The organism is Streptomyces sp. NBC_00539 (genome assembly GCF_036346105.1).
In the GTDB taxonomy this organism is placed as follows: Bacteria; Actinomycetota; Actinomycetes; order Streptomycetales; family Streptomycetaceae; genus Streptomyces.
In genome coordinates this window covers 6,020,687-6,036,210 of sequence record NZ_CP107811.1, presented here as the reverse complement: position 1 = coordinate 6,036,210, position 15,524 = coordinate 6,020,687, and the positions used below count along the sequence as shown (strand labels likewise).

Here is a 15,524-nt window from a genome sequence, read left to right as displayed (position 1 = left end):
CTGCGACACCCCCCACTCCACGACAATTCTTCCCGTCCTAGAGGGCGGAGGCCATCGCTCCGGCCCCTCATCCGGCCCTGGGCGCCTCCGCGTTCCGGAAGTGCGGGATCACTTTGTCCCCCCACTGCCGCAGGGTCTCCAGACAGGCCTCCTGGGGGACCGTGCCCATCTGTATGAGGCACATCACCTCGTCGGCCCCGGCCGCCCTGAGCCGTTCGACGTACGCGACGGCCTCGTCCGCGCTGCCGTAGGCGTGGTCGGCGTTGAAGGTGGCCGTCGACGTGGGCCGCACCGGGATCTCCAGTTCGTGGAGGCGGGCCACCACCTGCTCGGCCGCCTCGCGCATCCCCGCGGCCTCGTCGGCGCCCGCCACCACCGCCTCGTCGGGGACGCCCGCCCCGCCGTACCAGTGACCGATGGACTGGGCGAAGAACCGCTGGCCGCGGATGCCGATCCGCCGGGCCTCCTGCGGGTCGTCGAGCACGATGGTCGGGCAGAGCACCGAAAAGTGGTCATTCACCGCGCTCGACACGAAGCGCGCGCCGTCCCGCCGGGCGATCGCGGCGTCGTACGCGGCCCGCATCCCCGCGATCGATTCCGGGCCGGCGAAACCCATCACCAGCGCGCCCACGCCCAGCTCGGCGGCCTGCTCCAGGGTCTCGGTCCTGCTGCACGCGAGGAACAGCGGCGGGTGGGGCCGCTGGGCCGGCCGGGGCAGCACCGGGTGCGGGCCGATGTCCAGCAGCTCCCCGTGGTACTCCAGCTCCTCCTCCCGCCAGGCCCGCCCGATGATCCGCAGCGCCTCCTCCACCTCGGCGGTGGTGCGCTCCTTGTCCACCCCGAACAACGAGGTCTCCTGCGTGGTGCCGCCGCGCCCGGCACCCAGGTCGAGCCGTCCGCCGCAGAGCAGGTCGAGCATCGCGGCCCGCTCGGCGACCCGGACCGGGTGGTTGAAGCGGAACGGCATGCAGACGACGCCGTGGCCGATGCGGATGGACCGCGTCCGCGCCGCGACCCAGGTCAGGAAGATCTCCGGTGCGGACATGTGGGCGTACCACTTGAGCGCGTGGTGCTCGACCGCCCAGATCCGGTCGAATCCCACGCGTTCGGCGAGCACGGCCTGTTCGACGCAGTCGCGGATGACCTGGTGCTCCCGCTCCACGGTCGGATCGGCCAGTTGCGCTTCGAAGATCACGGAGAATTTCACGATGCCTCCAGATGTCGCGCGGTCGCGTGCGGACGCGCCGCACGCCAGGGCTTGCTTCGAATAGGAATATGACTAGTAGTCATAGGTAGAAGTAGCAAGACCCGGGACCGGCCGCGTCCGCGCGGCGCACCGCGCCGTCCGCGTCAACGCCTGGAGGACGCGCCCACCCGTGGGTGACGCCACGGCGCCGCGACCGGGGACCGAGCCCTGGCGGGAAGCGGCCTCGGGGGCCTTTCCGGGCACTGCACGGCCGGTCCCATCGCACCCGTGGCGCACTAGCATGCGTCCTCACCGCGCGGCCGGTCGGGACACCGCGACCGCGCGGCAGCCGCCGTCGACGGAAGCGAGAGAACCTTGACTTTCCTCACCATCGGTCATCGCGGGGTCATGGGTGTGGAGCCGGAGAACACCCTGCGGTCCTTCGTCCGCGCGGAACGCTGCGGCATGGACGTCATCGCGCTGGACGTGCGCCTGAGCAAGGACGGCGCGCTCGTCGTCCTGCACGACGGCGAAGTGGACCGCACGACCGACGGAGCGGGCGCCGTGGCCGAACTGACCCTGGCCGAACTGCGCGAGCTGGACGCCGGTCACGGCGAACGCCTACCGGTCCTGGACGAGGTGCTGGAGGCGGTGCGCACCCCGCTCCAGGTCGCGGTGCAGGACGAGGCCGCCGCCGGGGTGCTCACGGAACTGGTCGTGCGCCGCGATCTGAGCGCCCGTGTCGAGGTGGCCTCGTTCCAGGACGCGGTCCTGGCCGGGGCGGCCCGGCGGGTGCCGGGCCTGCGCACCACCCTGTACGCGGACCCCCACGGGTCCGACGTGGTGGACCGGGCGCTCGCCGCACGCGCCCGCACGGTGGCCCTCAGGCTGCGCCGGATCACCCTGGAGACGGTGGAGGCGGCGCACGCGGCCGGGCTGCGGGTGACCGGCTGGACGGTCGACTCCCTCGACCAGCTGCGGCTGGCGCGCGCGCTCGAACTGGACGGCGTGCTCACCGGCTTCCCGGAGATCCGCAGCACCGGCCGCTTCACCGCCTGAGCGGGCGGCCGGTCGTCCGCTACAGCGGCTTGACCAGCAGCTCGAAGGCGAGGTCGGTGCGGAGCGGGATGCCGAAACGCTCGTCGCCGTACGGGAAGGGGCTCAGTTCGCCGGTGCGCCGGTAGCCGCGGCGCTCGTAGTAGGCGATGAGTTCCTCCCGTACGTTGACCACCGTCATCCGCATCTCCGTGGCGCCCCACTCCTCGCGGGCGCGCCGCTCGGCCTCGGCGAGGACCTCCTTGCCGAGGCCGCCGCCCTGCAGCCCGGGGCGCACGGCGAACATCCCGAAGTAGGCGTGGTCGCCGCGGTGTTCGAGCTGGCAGCAGGCGACGAGTTCGCCCGCGCGCTCCACGACGAGCAGCACGCCGTCGGGCGCTCCGATGATCTGCCGGACGCCCTCCGGGTCGGTGCGCTGGCCGTCCAGGTAGTCCGCTTCCGTGGTCCAGCCGGCCCGGCTGGCGTCACCGCGGTAGGCCGACTCGACGAGCGCCACCAGTTCCGGTACGTCCGCCTCGACAGCGGGCCGGAAACTCAGGGCGGCGGGGTGGACGGTCGGCATGGACGACTCCGTTCATCTGATCGGCATATGACATGCCGGGTACGGCACGGAGAGCCTATCCCGGGGCGGCGTGCGGGCCCGTCCACAGGGGCATCTCTTCCCGTGACGCCGACGAACCGGGAGGTTCCGCCGTGCACGGATCCGCGCTGCCGTCCGCCGCCTCAGCCGTCTCCGGCTGGCTGCTCGTCGCGCTCTGCGCCACCAGCGGTACGTACTGCCTGCTGCGGGCGCGCAGAGCGGGCCGGGCGGCGCGCGGCGCGGCGATGGGCGAGGCCCTCATGGGGTTCGGGATGGCCGTGATGGCCGCGCCGTCCGGCACCGGCGCGTGGGGTCCGGCGATCCTGCTGGCCGTCTTCTGCGCGGCCGCCGCGCACGCGCTGTGGCTGCTGCGGGGCGGCCCGGGCCTGCGCCACCACGCGCACCACGCGGTCGGCTGCCTGGCGATGGCCTACATGGCGTACCTCGGGCTCGTGGCGGGCTCCGGGCACGCGCACGGCCAGGGCGCGGGGCTGCCCCTGGTGACGGGGACGCTGCTCGCCTACTTCGCGGGGTACGTCCTGCTGGGCGGGGCCCGGCTGGTGGCGGGAGGCGGGGCTGCGCCGGTCCCGGTGGCGCCGGCCGGGGACGCTGCGGGTGCCGCGGGCGCTGCGGGGGCCGCGGGGGCCGCGGGTGCCGCGGGTGCCGCGGGTGCCGCGGGTGCCGCGGGTGCCGCGGGTGCCGCGGGTGCCGCGGGTGCCGCGGGTGCCGCGGGTGCCGCGGGTGCCGCGGGTGCCGCGGGCGAGTTGACCAGGGCCTGCCGACTGACCATGGGGATCGGGATGTTGGCGATGCTGCTGAGCATGTGAGTGACGGCGAAACGTGTCCTGCGTCACCAATGGCGCGGGCCCTACCCGCAGGTAGCGCCTCGCTCATAGGCTGACGGCCATGATGGTCCCCGCCGCTCTCCTGCTGCTCGGCGCACTGACCGCGCTGCTCGCCCCCCGCCTGCTGGCGCGGGCCGAGTGGCCCGACCGTGAGCCGGTCGTCGCGCTGTGGGTGTGGCAGTGCGTGGTGGGGGCGGTGCTGCTGTGCCTCGCGCTGTCGATGCTGCTGAGCGCCGCGGCGGCCTGGCAGGCGGTACGGGGGCGGCTCTTCGCCGCCGCCCCGCACGGGGTGGTCGACGCCTACGGGCTCGGCGCGGCGGGCGGCATGTGGGCCGCGGTCACCGCGCTGGCACTGGCGGGCGGCGGCCTGTGGACGGGCGCGATGCTGACCCGCGAGGTGCTGCGGGCGCGGGCCGGGCGGCGTGCCCGCGGGGCCGAACTGCTGGAGCGCGCTCCGCTGTTGCCCGGGGAGGACCCGCAGGCCGCGCGGCTGGTCGTACTGGAGGGACCCCGGCCCGAGGCGTGGTGGCAGCCGGGTACGGTCCCGCAGCTGGTGGTCACGACGGCCGCGCTGGGCCGGCTGAAGGGCAGCCAACTGGATGCCGTGCTGGCCCACGAGCAGGGGCACGTCGCGGCCCGGCACGACTGGCTGCTGCACTGCTCGCGGGCGCTGGCCGGGGGCTTCCCCCAGGTGCCGGTGTTCGCGGCGTTCGAGGAGGAGATGCACCGCCTGGTGGAGCTCGCCGCCGACGACGTGGCTTCACGACGGTTCGGGCGGCTCACGGTCGCGCTGGCCCTGGTCGGGCTGAACGAGGACCGCGGGGTGTTCGGCCTGGGCGCCGCCCCAGAGGCGCACGTCCCCCAGCGGGTGCGGCGGCTGCTGTCCGCCACCCCGCGGCTGTCCCCGGCCAGGCGGCTGCGGCTGACGGCGCTGGCGACGCTGATGCCCGCGCTGCCGCTGGCGGTGGCCTTCGTACCGGGCCTGAGCGCGCTCGCGTAACCCCCGGCCGCGCTCACCGGCCTCCACGCCGCCGCCTGGCAGGCTGGGGCCATGGACGCACCCACCCCAGGCGCCTGGCTGCGCGCCGGAATCAGCCGCGACGGCGGCCCCCTGCGCGAGGACGAGCACGTCGTCTGGCTCCAGAGCGGCGCCTGCTACGCCGACAGCCGTGGCTTCGCCGGCACGACCACCTACGACGGCAGGCAGGTCACCTTCCACCACGAGGTCGGCTCCCCCGGCGAGGACGTCGGGACATTGCGGCCAAAGGGCAGCGGCCTGGTCGAAACCGGCACGAACACCGACGGAAGCACGTTCCTGGAAGTGTGGACGCCCCTGAGCGGCGACCGGGGCCCCGAGGGTTCATGGCGCGCCGGCGGAGCGCAGATCGTCCGCGTCGGCCGGCACGTCGTCCACGTGGACGGTGCGGGCACCGGCGCCTACTTCGAGCTGTCCGGCCGCGGGCAGGACTGAGCGCACCCGCCGTGTGCGGAGCTCTGCTCTGGGTGATCCCCCGCGTCACCCAGAGCAGTAGAACCGCGCGCTGAGTATATTGGCTCGGAGCCAGTCAACGCAGGAGTAAGCATGGTCCCGCGCAGCGCATCGGTCAATGAAGAATTGCGCAGACGTTCCCGGGAACGGCTGCTCCAGGCGACGGTGGAGCTCGTCGGCGAGCGTGGCTACGAAGCCACCACCCTCGGCGACATCGCCGACCGGGCCGGTGCCGCCCGGGGCCTGATCTCGTACTACTTCCCGGGCAAACGCCAGCTGCTGCAGTCCGCGGTCCACCGGCTGATGCACCTGACCCTGGAGGCGGCCCTGGAGCGGCCGCCCCGTACCGACGACGGCCGTGAACGCCTGGCGCGGGCCATCGACGCGATCCTCGGGCTGGCCGTGGACCGGCCCCGGCTGATGCGCACGCACATGGCGGGCATCCTCCAGGCGGAGGGGTTCGTCCGGTGCGCGGAGCAGCAGCGCCTCGCGGAGCTGCTGAGCGACACCGTCGTCCGGTACGGCTCGACGGACGTGGACACCGACTACCCGTTGCTGCGTGCCCTGCTGATGGGCGCCGTGGTGGCGGTCCTGCTGCCGGGGGCGCCGATGCCGGCCTCCCGGCTGCGGGCCGAGCTGTTCCAGCGGTACGGGCTGGAGTGGGAGCTCGGTACCCCGCCGGACGGAGGGCCGCCCGGCGGGAGCCCCGCGCTGCCGGGTCAGTGATAGGCGGGCTGGCTCTGCACGTTGAGCCGGTCCATCCGTACCCACTTGGCGCTCTCGGTGCGCCGGTCGTCGAGCCGGAGCACGTCGAGGCCCTTGACGATGTCGTTCGAGTAGATGTGGCCGCGGTAGTAGTACGCCGACCACGAGCCGCCCAGTCCCAGCGTGTCGGTGGTCAGCGGGCCGCGCTCGAAGTAGCCGATCTCCACGGGGCGGGTGGAGTCGGTGAAGTCCCACACGGAGACTCCGCCCTGGTACCAGGCCTGGACCATGACGTCGCGGCCGCCGCCGACCGGGACCAACGAGCCGTTGTGGGCCACGCAGTTCTCGGTGTCCGCCTGCCGGCGCGGGATCTTGAAGTAGCTCTTGAAGACGAGTTTGCGCTGGTCGCCGCGGCCGGTGATGTCGTAGATGCCGTCGGCCCCCCGGTCGGGGCCGGTCGCCTCGTTGCAGGTGGCGCTGCCGCCCCCGCCCAGTTCGTCGGTGAACACCACCTTGTCCGCACGTTCGTTGAAGGTGGCGGAGTGCCAGAACGAGAAGTTGACGTTGTCCTGGACGCGGTCGATGACGCGCGGCTGCTCGGGGTCGGTGATGTCGAAGAGGATGCCGTCGCCCATGCAGGCGCCGGCGGCGAGGTTCTTGGAGGGCAGCACGGTGATGTCGTGGCAGCCGGTCGTCTTGGAGACGCCGGGGTTGGCGGGCGCGCCCGGGTTGCCGCCGTCCGGGAAGAGGACGGGGAAGGCGACGACCGCGGCCCGGGTCGGGTCCTTCCTCGGGACCTTGACGACCGAGATGCCGTCGTGCGGCGGCTGGCAGTCGGGGAAGGCCTCGCTCGGCGAGTACGAGGAGACGTAGAGGTAGACGTCACGGCCGCCCGGCACCAGGGTGTGGGTGTGGGAACCGCACGAGGTCTCGACGGACTTGATGTACCTGGGGTTCTTCTTGTCCTTGATGTCGAAGATCTTGATGCCCTCCCAGGAGGACTTCTCCGTCGCGGGCTGCGAGACGCTGTGGCAGGAGTCGTCGCTGCGGGAGGAGTCGGTGGAGAGGAAGAGCAGGTCGCCGTAGACGGAGACGTCGTTCTGGCCGCCGGGGCAGAGCACCGTGGCGACGGTCTTGGGCGCCTTGGGGTTGCCGATGTCGTAGATGGTGAAGCCGTCGTAGCTGCCCGCGTAGGCGTACTGGTCCTGGAAGGCCAGGTCGGAGTTGATCCCGCCCGGGTGGCTGCTGGGGACGTTGGCCAGGGGCGTGACGTTCTTGCTGTGCACGATCTCGTCCTGTCCGGGGATCTCGCCGGGGGCGAGCTCGCGGTCCGGGGCGGTGGCGGCGCTCCGGGGGCCGACGGCGCCGAACGAGGATCCGGGCGTCAGGTCGCCGGGGTCGGGGGTCGCGGACGCCGGTCCGGCGCCCGCCAGGAGCGTCGTGAGGAGTCCGGCGGCGGCGAGCGCCGCCCCCAGACTCCGGGGCCGCGCTCCGGTGGTGTGCAACGAGGTCACTGTGCCTCCCGTGGGGGTCCGCGCTTTCGGCGTTCGTACGGGGAACGGAACCTGGACCCCGGCAGTATGTTGCTTTTCATGGACATGGCAAATGCGTTACTCGGCCGATTCCTCGGGGCGGCGGCCCTGGCCGCCGGACTCCTGTTCACCCTCACCGGCTGCCAGGGTGACGACCGGGCGGACGACGCCGGGCCGGTGGTGATCGCCCCCGGCAGACCGGGCGAGCAGGCCCGGACGCTCTCGCCCGGCCGGGCCGCGAAGGAGCGGCCCGACGACACCCCCAACGCCGCCGACCACGCCTACGTACGCCACATGATCGAGCACCACCGCCAGGCCCTGGCGATGAGCGCGCTGGCACCGGGACGGGCCTCGGCGGACGGGGTCAAGCGCCTCGCCGAACGGATCGCGGCGGCACAGGGGCCCGAGATCGGGGCGATGGAGAAGTGGCTGGCGCGCTACCCCGAGCCCTCCCCCGCCGACGGCGCCGCGGCCGGCCACGACCACGGGGCGATGCCGGGGATGGCGACGGAACGGCAGCTGGGGGAGCTGACCGGCGCCACGGGGCCGGAGTTCGACCGGCTCTTCCTGAGCCTGATGACCGCCCACCACCAAGGCGCCTTGAAGATGGCCGGCGAGGCGCTCGCCCAGGGCAACAACGTCGCAGTCGAGGAGATGGCGACCGAGCTGGTGGCCACGCAGAGCGCCGAGATCGACCGGATGCGCGCCATGGGCTGACGGTTGCGGCACCCGGTGTCATGCTGGGAGGCACCTGCGGGAGGAGCTCCGCCGTGCTTCGTGTCGCCGTCGTCGGTTCGGGCCCCAGCGGGGTCTACGCCGCGCAGACCCTGGTCCAGCAGCGCGAGGTGCCGGGCGTCCTGGTGGACGTCCTGGACCGGCTGCCGGCTCCGTACGGGCTCGTGCGGTACGGGGTGGCCCCCGACCACGAGAAGATCAAATCCCTGACCGGAAGTCTGCGCTCGGTGCTGGAGGACGAAGGGATCCGCTTCCTCGGCAACGTGGAGGTGGGCGGTCCCGCCCTGCCGACGGCCCGGCTGCGCGAGATGTACCACGCGGTGGTGTACTGCGTCGGCGCCGCCCGGGACCGGCGCCTGGGCATTCCCGGCGAGGAGTTGCCCGGCGTCCACTCCGCGACGGCGTTCGTGTCCTGGTACAGCGGACATCCCGACGCGGCGGAGGAGGCCTTCGACCTCTCCGGAGTCGGGTCGGCGGTGGTGGTCGGCGCGGGCAACGTGGCGGTCGACGTGACCCGGATCCTGGCCCGGGGCGTGCCCGAACTGGCGCCCACCGACATGCCGCAGGCCGCCCTGGGCGCTCTCGCGGCGAGCGGGGTGCGCGCGGTGTCGATGGTGGCCCGGCGGGGGCCTTCGCAGGGCAAGTTCACCACCAAGGAGCTCCGGGAGCTGGGCACCCTGCCGGGCGTGGGCGTACGGGTGGACCCTGCCGAACTCGCGCTGGACCCCGCCTACGAGGACCCCGGTGCGGCGGCCGCCCTGCCCGCGGTGGCCCGGCGGAACCTGGAGGTGCTGCGCGCCTGGGCCGTGGCGGCCCCCGGCGAGGCGGAGCGGAACATCACGCTGCGGTTCTTCCTGCGGCCCGTGGAGGTGCTGGCGGGGCCCGGCGGCGGGGTCGCCGCGGTGCGCTTCGAGCGGACCGCCCCCGACGGTCGTGGCGGGGTGGGCGGCACCGGCGTGTACGAGGACGTCCCGGCGCAGCTGGTGCTGCGGTCGGTGGGGTACCGGGGCGTGCCACTGCCCGGGCTGCCCTTCGACCCGGCGACGGGCACGGTCCCGCACGCGGCGGGCCGGGTGCTGCGCGAGGGCCGGGCCTCGGTCGGCGAGTACGTCGCGGGGTGGATCAAGCGCGGCCCGACCGGGGTGATCGGCACCAACCGGCCGTGTGCGAAGGAGACGGCGTCCTCCCTGCTCCAGGACGCGGGGGCGCTGGCCCGCCGCGAGCTGGAGCAGGATCCCCTGGAGGCGCTGCGCGCGGCAGGACTCAGGCCGGTGCAGTGGCCCGGTTGGCTGGCCATCGAGAACGCGGAGGCCGATCTGGGCCGCTCCCTGGGACGCCGCTCGGTCAAGATCCCGGACTGGGCGGGCCTGCTGGGCGCGGCCGGAACGTAGCGTACCGAGGAGTTGCGCGGACGGACCCGACGGCGCCCAAGGGCACGGGCCCGCAACGGGCGGCCGCAAGGACGCGCGGCCGGGAGGCGGCGGCCCTCAGGGGCGCGCGCCCGCGCCCGCCGCGTCCAGGCGGGCCGCTTCGGCGCCGGCCGCCGTCAGGACGGTGTCCAGGAGGCCCGGGAAGAGGGCTTCCAGGTCGGCGCGGCGCAGGTCGTTCAGCTTGGTGGTGCCGCGGTAGGTCTGCCGCACGACCCCGGCCTCGCGCAGGACCCGGAAGTGGTGGGTGGTGGTGGACTTGGTGACCGGCAGCACGAAGTGCGAGCAGGCCAGCTCCTCGGCGGCCGCGGCCAGTTCGCGGACGATCGACAGCCGGACGGGGTCCGAGAGGGCGTGCAGGACCCCTTCCAGGCGGATCTCGGCACTCCCGGGATGGGCGAGCGGGCGCGTGGTGGCGGCCGGCTGCGGCATCTGCTCCTCCACTCACTCGTTCACTCGGCGCCCTCGCACCTCGGCGTACACCGGCGCACCGCACCGAGGTACGAGAACCATCGTAGGACACCTGCGGCGCCGGGCGGGCGGTGACCGGCGCCGCCCACGGTTCACCAGCCGCGGTGGTAAGGGGCGGGGGTGCGGGGCTCCACGCCCAGTTCGCCGGCCGCCCGCCGGGCCCAGTAGGGGTCGCGGAGCAGTTCGCGGCCGAGCAGGACCGCGTCGGCCTCTCCGTTGGCCAGGATCTTCTCCGCCTGGACGGGCTCGGTGATCAGACCCACCGCGGCGACCGGCAGGCCGGTCTCGCGCTTGACGCGCGCCGCGAAGGGCACCTGGTAGCCGGGGCCGACCGGGATCCTCACGTGCGGCGCGAGCCCGCCCGTGGAGACGTCCAGCAGGTCCACGCCGTGCTCCTTGAGCAGTCCGGCCAGCCGGACGGTGTCGTCGGCGGTCCAGCCCCCCTCCTCCAGCCAGTCGGTCGCGGAGACGCGGAAGAACAGCGGGAGTTCCTCGGGCCACACCGCCCGTACGGCGTCCACGACGTCGAGGGCGAGGCGGGTGCGGTTCTCGAAGGAGCCGCCGTACTCGTCGGTGCGCAGGTTGCTGTGCGGGGAGAGGAACTCGCCGATCAGGTAGCCGTGGGCACCGTGGATCTCCAGCAGTTCGTAGCCGGCCGCCAGGGCGCGCCGGGCGGTGTCGGCGAACTGGCCGACGACCGCACGGATCTCCTCGGCCGTCAGCTCGTGGGGCACGGGGTCGCCTTCGCCGAACGGCACCGCGCTCGGCGCGAGGGGCTGCCAGCCGTGCGCCTCGGCTCCGACCGGCCGGCCGCCCTTCCAGGGGCGCTCGGTGGAGCCCTTGCGGCCCGCATGCGCGATCTGGATGCCGGGCACGGCCCCCTGCGCCTTGATGAAGGCGGTGATCGGGCGCAGCGCCTCGGTCTGGGTGTCGTTCCAGAGGCCGAGGTCGTAGGGGGTGATCCGGCCCTCCGGGGAGACTGCGGTGGCCTCCTGGATGATCAGGCCGGTGCCGCCGACGGCGCGGGCCGCGTAGTGCGCTACGTGCCACTCGTTGGCCACGCCCGCGCGGGGGCCGGCGGGCTCGGCGCTGTACTGGCACATCGGGGCCATCCACACGCGGTTGGCAATGGTCACCGATCGCACGGTGTAGGGCTGGAACAGGGCGGCGAAGGCAGCCGGGGCGGCAGTCATCAGGCTCTCCAGGGTGACCGGGGACGCGCGCCGGGACTCCGGCGGCAAGTACGAGAGTCACCGTACTACGAATTCCTTCGTACTACGAAGCCCTTCGTACTAATTCCCGCTGCGCCGCGCGGACCGCACCGGGGGCCGGCGTTGCACGCCGCTGTCAGCGGCCCGGGTGCACACTGGCCGAAAGGCTGCCGTGACGGACTTCCGGAGGTATCGGCCATGTCCGATGTGCTACTGCTCGCGGGCACCCGCAAGGGGCTCTTCATCGGCCGGCGCGACGGGGCCGGTCCCTGGAAGTTCGAAGGGCCGCACTTCAACGCCCAGGCGGTCTCGGCCGTCGCCATCGACGTACGGGGCTCCACGCCGCGCCTGCTGGCGGGCGGAGACAGCTCCCACTGGGGGCCGTCCGTCTTCCACTCCGACGACCTCGGCGTCACCTGGCGCGAGCCGACCGCCGCCGCGGTGAAGTTCCCGCAGGACACCGGCGCCTCGCTGGAGCGGGTCTGGCAACTGCAACCGGCCGGACCGGAGGCCCCCGACGTGGTCTACGCCGGGACGGAGCCGGCCGCACTGTTCCGCTCGACCGACCGCGGGGAGTCCTTCGAACTGGTCCGCGCCCTGTGGGAACACCCCACCCGCTCGCGCTGGGTACCGGGCGGCGGTGGCGAGGGGCTCCACACGGTGATCACCCATCCGGGTGACCCGGACTCGGTCACGGTGGCCGTCTCCACGGCCGGCGTCTTCCGGACGAAGGACGGCGGCGCGAGCTGGGACCCGTCCAACCGGGGGGTCTCCGCGGTGTTCCTGCCCGACCCGCAGCCCGAGTTCGGGCAGTGCGTCCACAAGGTCGCCCGGGACGCCGCCGACCCCGACCGGCTGTACCTCCAGAACCACTGGGGGGTCTACCGCAGCGACGACGCCGGGGACGCCTGGAGCGACATCGGCTCCGGACTGCCCTCCGACTTCGGCTTCGCGGTGGCCGCCCACCCGCACCGCCCGGGCACCGCGTACGTCTTCCCCCTCAACGCCGACTCCGACCGGGTCCCGGCGGAGCACCGCTGCCGGGTCTTTCGCACCGAGGACGCGGGGGCGAACTGGGAACCGCTCTCGAAGGGCCTGCCGGCCGGGGAGCATTACGGCACGGTGCTGCGGGACGCGCTCTGCACGGACGACGCGGATCCGGCGGGCATCTACTTCGGCAACCGCAACGGCGAGCTGTACGCCAGCCACGACGACGGGGACAGCTGGCAACTGCTGGCCGAGCACCTGCCGGACGTGCTCTGCGTGCGGGCGGCGGTCCTGCCTGGGTAGGACCGCCGATGGGCCAGTAGAGTGACTGCCCGTGGCAGCACGACCGTTGAACGAGATCGTCGAGCCGGGCTGGGCCCGGGCTCTGGAGCCGGTGGCGGCGCAGGTCGCCGCGATGGGCGACTTCCTGCGCGCCGAGATCGCGGCGGGCAGAACCTACCTGCCCGCCGGGCCGAACGTGCTGCGCGCCTTCCAGCAGCCCTTCGACGAGGTCAAGGTGCTGATCGTCGGGCAGGACCCCTTCCCCACCCCGGGCCACGCGATGGGCCTGTCGTTCTCCGTCGCGCCCGAGGTCAGCCCCTGGCCGCCGAGCCTGGACAACATCTTCCGCGAGCTGAACGCTGACCTCGGCGTGCCGCGGCCGGCCAACGGCGACCTGACGCCGTGGACCCGCCAGGGCGTGCTGCTCCTCAACCGCGCGCTCACCACCGCCCCGCGCAAGACCGGCGGCCACCGGGGCAAGGGCTGGGAGGCGGTCACCGAACAGGCGATCCGGGCACTGGCCGCGCGCGGGAAGCCGCTGGTGTCGGTGCTGTGGGGGCGCGACGCGCGTAACCTGCGGCCGCTGCTGGGCGAGCTGCCGGCGGTGGAGTCCGTGCACCCCTCCCCCATGTCGGCCGCGGGCGGATTCTTCGGGTCCAGGCCGTTCAGCAAGGTGAACGACCTTCTGGTGCGTCAGGGCGCGGCTCCGGTGGACTGGCGCCTGCCGACGGCCGGTTGAACCGTTTCGGCCGATAGGTGGCCGGTACAGGCGACCCTGTCGCACATTCAGCGGATAAATACGGACAGAAGCCGCCGGAAATGACCCTGCCCGAACAACGGGTTCCGATAAACCAGTAGCATGCGGCGCCATGAGCTCCCCCACTGGGCCCGCAAATGGCCTGCCCGTACGAATGCCGCGACCCCGCCCTGCCGGACGGCACCGCCGCCCCGAGCCCGCGGTGGCGCCCGAGGGCGCGCCCGCGCTGGTGCTCGCCGTGCCCGGTGCCCCTTCCGCCGCCTCGCGCGGGCTCGCGGAAGAGATCCTGAGCATCGGCCGCTCCGAGCTGCCCGGCCTGGACGGCCGGATCGGCTACCTGGAGGGTGACGACTCCGAAGGCTCGCAGTTCCCGTCCCTGGCCGGCGTGCTGACCGCCGTCGCGCACGAGCGCGCCGCGCGCGCCGAGTTCGCCCGCGCCGCCGGCCACGAGGTGGCGCAGGCGACCGGCCCGGACGCCGTGGTCGTGCCCCTGCTCGTCGGTCCCGACGGCGACCTGCTGCGGCGCGTCCGCCAGGCGCTGATGGACTCCTCGGCCGCCGCCGAGCTGGCCGACGTACTGGGCCCGCACCCGCTGCTCGCCGAGGGACTGCACGTGCGGCTCTCCGAGGCGGGGCTGGCCCGCGCCGACCGGGCCCGGCTGTTCACCGTCACCACCGCCGCCGACGGCATCATCCTGGCCACCACCGGTGGCGAGGAGGCCGTCCAGGCCGCCGGGATCACCGGCATGCTGCTGGCCGCGCGCCTCGCGGTGCCGGTGAAGGCCGCCGCACTGGACCAGGAGGGGTCGGTGGCCGGCATCGCCGACCAGCTGCGCACCGAAGGCTCGACCCAGCTGGCCCTGGCGCCGTACCTGATCGGCCCGGAGGCGGCCGACGGGCTGCTGGACACGGCGTGCAAGGAGGCCGACTGCGCCACCGCCGAGGTGCTGGGGGCCTACCCGGCGCTCGGCAAGCTGGCCGTCGCCCAGTACAGCGCCGCCCTCGGTCTCACCCTGGGCGCCTCCGCCCACTGACCCGGCTCCCCGCTTCTCGGAGCGCCGTGAAGGGCCCGCGCCGCGGCACGGGCCCTTCACGCGTCCCCGGGCCGTCTTTTTCCGGATCTTGCCTGACACGCGCCGCCCGGCAAGATGCTGAAGAGACGGCCTAGGGCCCGAAGACCACGCATGCGGCGGCCGGGACCTCGATCGAACCCGCTGCCCGGGGCTCGCCGGTCAGGGGGTCCACGTCGAACCAGGTGACGTCGCCGGACCATTCGTTGGCCACGTACAGCCTGCGCCCCGCCCCGTCCACGACGAGGTCGCGCGGCCAACTGCCCCCGCAGTCCGTGCTCCCGGTGAGCCGGGGCTTGGCGGGCCCGTCGGCGAGGGAGAACGCGGCGATGGTGTTCACTCCCCGTACGGCAGCCCATGCGAACCGCCCGTCGGGCGACACGGCGACGACCGAGGGGTAGGGCCGGGGGTCCGCCGGGACGTCCTCGGGGAGCACCGCGACCTCGGCGGTGGCCTCCAGCCGCCCGGTCCGCGCGTTCCAGCGGCACACGCTCAGCAGCGGCTCCAGCTCGTGGATGACGTAGACCGTCTCCCCGTCCGGGTGGAAGGCCAGGTAGCGGGGTCCTGACCCGGCCCGCAGCTTCGTCTCCGCGTGAAGGCGCAGCGGGCCGTCGGCCGGGCCGAGGGCGCAGACCCTTACGGAGTCGGTTCCGAGGTCCACGCTGAGGACCCAGCGGCCGCTGGGGTCGGGCAGCACCTGGTGGGCGTGCGGCCCCTGCTGCCGCTCCGCGTCGGGTCCCGAGCCCTGGTGGGCCAGGACGGCCGGAGGACCACCGGGGGCGCCGTCCGTGGCGAGCGGGATGCAGCTGACGCTGCCCGAGGTGTAGTTGGCGGTCAGCAGTCGCTGCCCCGCCAGGCTGAGGTGGGTGGGGCCCGACGCGCCGACGGGGACGAGCGGTCCGTGGGCGGTGAGCCCGTCGGCCCCGGTCCGGAACGCCGCGACCGCTCCGTGCTCCGCCTCGCTCACCGCGTAGAGCACGCCCGGCTCGCGCGCGAGGGTGAGGCAGGAGGGGTTCTCGGCGGTCCCGGTAACCGCGAGGGGCGTCAGCGCCCCGGTGGCCGGATCCACGGCCGCGGTGGTGATGCCGCGGCCGCCCCCCGAGGTGAACGAGCCGATGTAGGCCCGGTGTCCGCCGCCCTGGTCCGTGCTGCGCGCGCCATCCACAGGTGCCCCTATTCCGCCGTCCCGGAT

The 15,524-nt window shown here is 73.8% G+C and carries 16 protein-coding genes; 10 read left to right on the top strand and 6 right to left on the bottom strand.

Going from position 1 to position 15,524, the window contains the following annotated elements; all coding sequences use genetic code 11:
• Window positions 1-67 precede the first annotated feature (67 nt).
• Window positions 68-1,207, bottom strand: coding sequence for an LLM class flavin-dependent oxidoreductase (locus OG861_RS27235; RefSeq protein ID WP_329193137.1), 1,140 nt, complete (start codon window positions 1,205-1,207; stop codon window positions 68-70).
• 354 nt (window positions 1,208-1,561) lie between these two features.
• On the opposite strand from OG861_RS27235, the gene OG861_RS27230 reads away from it, so the two are divergent.
• Window positions 1,562-2,245, top strand: coding sequence for a glycerophosphodiester phosphodiesterase (locus OG861_RS27230; RefSeq protein ID WP_329193139.1), 684 nt, complete (start codon window positions 1,562-1,564; stop codon window positions 2,243-2,245).
• A 19-nt stretch (window positions 2,246-2,264) separates the two neighbouring features.
• Here the strand turns inward: OG861_RS27230 and OG861_RS27225 are convergent, their stop codons facing one another.
• The gene (locus OG861_RS27225; RefSeq protein WP_329193141.1) at window positions 2,265-2,804 is read right to left on the bottom strand and encodes a GNAT family N-acetyltransferase; all 540 of its coding nucleotides are present in this window, start codon (window positions 2,802-2,804) and stop codon (window positions 2,265-2,267) included.
• 131 nt (window positions 2,805-2,935) lie between these two features.
• Between OG861_RS27225 and OG861_RS27220 the strand changes: the two genes are divergently transcribed.
• The 4 genes from OG861_RS27220 to OG861_RS27205 all read left to right on the top strand — a co-directional run bounded on the left by OG861_RS27220 (window position 2,936) and on the right by OG861_RS27205 (window position 5,882).
• A complete protein-coding gene (locus tag OG861_RS27220; protein WP_330261883.1) occupies window positions 2,936-3,649 on the top strand; it encodes a DUF5134 domain-containing protein in 714 nt (237 codons plus the stop codon).
• A 79-nt stretch (window positions 3,650-3,728) separates the two neighbouring features.
• Window positions 3,729-4,667 (top strand): M56 family metallopeptidase, encoded by a 939-nt coding sequence (locus OG861_RS27215; protein WP_329193145.1) that lies wholly within the window; start codon window positions 3,729-3,731, stop codon window positions 4,665-4,667.
• Between the two features lie 51 nt (window positions 4,668-4,718).
• A complete protein-coding gene (locus tag OG861_RS27210; RefSeq protein WP_329193147.1) occupies window positions 4,719-5,138 on the top strand; it encodes a hypothetical protein in 420 nt (139 codons plus the stop codon).
• A gap of 111 nt (window positions 5,139-5,249) precedes the next feature.
• On the top strand, window positions 5,250-5,882 hold the full coding sequence (locus OG861_RS27205; protein ID WP_329193149.1) for a TetR/AcrR family transcriptional regulator: 633 nt from the start codon (window positions 5,250-5,252) through the stop codon (window positions 5,880-5,882).
• Here OG861_RS27205 and OG861_RS27200 read toward each other — a convergent pair.
• A complete protein-coding gene (locus OG861_RS27200) occupies window positions 5,876-7,375 on the bottom strand; it encodes an LVIVD repeat-containing protein (protein WP_329193152.1) in 1,500 nt (499 codons plus the stop codon). The genes OG861_RS27205 and OG861_RS27200 overlap by 7 nt on opposite strands.
• 78 nt (window positions 7,376-7,453) lie before the next feature.
• Between OG861_RS27200 and OG861_RS27195 the strand changes: the two genes are divergently transcribed.
• Entirely contained in the window at window positions 7,454-8,110 is a 657-nt protein-coding gene (locus OG861_RS27195; protein WP_329193154.1) for a DUF305 domain-containing protein, read from the top strand.
• Window positions 8,111-8,163: 53 nt separating this feature from the next.
• On the top strand, window positions 8,164-9,519 hold the full coding sequence (locus OG861_RS27190) for an FAD-dependent oxidoreductase (protein ID WP_329193156.1): 1,356 nt from the start codon (window positions 8,164-8,166) through the stop codon (window positions 9,517-9,519).
• A gap of 96 nt (window positions 9,520-9,615) precedes the next feature.
• Here the strand turns inward: OG861_RS27190 and OG861_RS27185 are convergent, their stop codons facing one another.
• Together OG861_RS27185 and OG861_RS27180 are read right to left on the bottom strand one after the other, a co-directional pair.
• Complete coding sequence (locus tag OG861_RS27185; RefSeq protein ID WP_329193158.1) at window positions 9,616-9,987, bottom strand: ArsR/SmtB family transcription factor; 372 nt, start codon at window positions 9,985-9,987, stop codon at window positions 9,616-9,618.
• Window positions 9,988-10,118: 131 nt separating this feature from the next.
• Window positions 10,119-11,219 (bottom strand): NADH:flavin oxidoreductase/NADH oxidase, encoded by a 1,101-nt coding sequence (locus OG861_RS27180; RefSeq protein ID WP_329193160.1) that lies wholly within the window; start codon window positions 11,217-11,219, stop codon window positions 10,119-10,121.
• Between the two features lie 216 nt (window positions 11,220-11,435).
• Between OG861_RS27180 and OG861_RS27175 the strand changes: the two genes are divergently transcribed.
• From OG861_RS27175 to OG861_RS27165, 3 genes are all read left to right on the top strand, one after another.
• Window positions 11,436-12,527 carry a WD40/YVTN/BNR-like repeat-containing protein gene (locus OG861_RS27175; RefSeq protein WP_329193162.1) on the top strand — a complete coding sequence of 364 codons (1,092 nt, stop codon included), beginning with the start codon at window positions 11,436-11,438 and terminating at the stop codon, window positions 12,525-12,527.
• Window positions 12,528-12,558: 31 nt separating this feature from the next.
• A complete protein-coding gene (locus OG861_RS27170) occupies window positions 12,559-13,245 on the top strand; it encodes a uracil-DNA glycosylase (RefSeq protein ID WP_329193165.1) in 687 nt (228 codons plus the stop codon).
• 130 nt (window positions 13,246-13,375) lie between these two features.
• Complete coding sequence (locus OG861_RS27165; protein WP_329193167.1) at window positions 13,376-14,296, top strand: sirohydrochlorin chelatase; 921 nt, start codon at window positions 13,376-13,378, stop codon at window positions 14,294-14,296.
• A 130-nt stretch (window positions 14,297-14,426) separates the two neighbouring features.
• On the opposite strand, the gene OG861_RS27160 is transcribed toward OG861_RS27165, so the two are convergent.
• The gene (locus tag OG861_RS27160; RefSeq protein WP_329193170.1) at window positions 14,427-15,497 is read right to left on the bottom strand and encodes a lactonase family protein; all 1,071 of its coding nucleotides are present in this window, start codon (window positions 15,495-15,497) and stop codon (window positions 14,427-14,429) included.
• Between the last annotated feature and the right edge of the window lie 27 nt (window positions 15,498-15,524).

Excerpts from the sequence above, each read along its gene's own strand:
- OG861_RS27225 (WP_329193141.1), bottom strand. The coding sequence starts at position 2,804 with ATGCCGACCGTCCACCCCGCCGCCCTGAGTTTCCGGCCCGCTGTCGAG.
- OG861_RS27215 (WP_329193145.1), top strand. The coding sequence starts at position 3,729 with ATGATGGTCCCCGCCGCTCTCCTGCTGCTCGGCGCACTGACCGCGCTG.
- OG861_RS27210 (WP_329193147.1), top strand. The coding sequence starts at position 4,719 with ATGGACGCACCCACCCCAGGCGCCTGGCTGCGCGCCGGAATCAGCCGC.
- OG861_RS27205 (WP_329193149.1), top strand. The coding sequence starts at position 5,250 with ATGGTCCCGCGCAGCGCATCGGTCAATGAAGAATTGCGCAGACGTTCC.
- OG861_RS27195 (WP_329193154.1), top strand. The coding sequence starts at position 7,454 with ATGGACATGGCAAATGCGTTACTCGGCCGATTCCTCGGGGCGGCGGCC.
- OG861_RS27185 (WP_329193158.1), bottom strand. The coding sequence starts at position 9,987 with ATGCCGCAGCCGGCCGCCACCACGCGCCCGCTCGCCCATCCCGGGAGT.
- OG861_RS27180 (WP_329193160.1), bottom strand. The coding sequence starts at position 11,219 with ATGACTGCCGCCCCGGCTGCCTTCGCCGCCCTGTTCCAGCCCTACACC.
- OG861_RS27175 (WP_329193162.1), top strand. The coding sequence starts at position 11,436 with ATGTCCGATGTGCTACTGCTCGCGGGCACCCGCAAGGGGCTCTTCATC.
- OG861_RS27165 (WP_329193167.1), top strand. The coding sequence starts at position 13,376 with ATGAGCTCCCCCACTGGGCCCGCAAATGGCCTGCCCGTACGAATGCCG.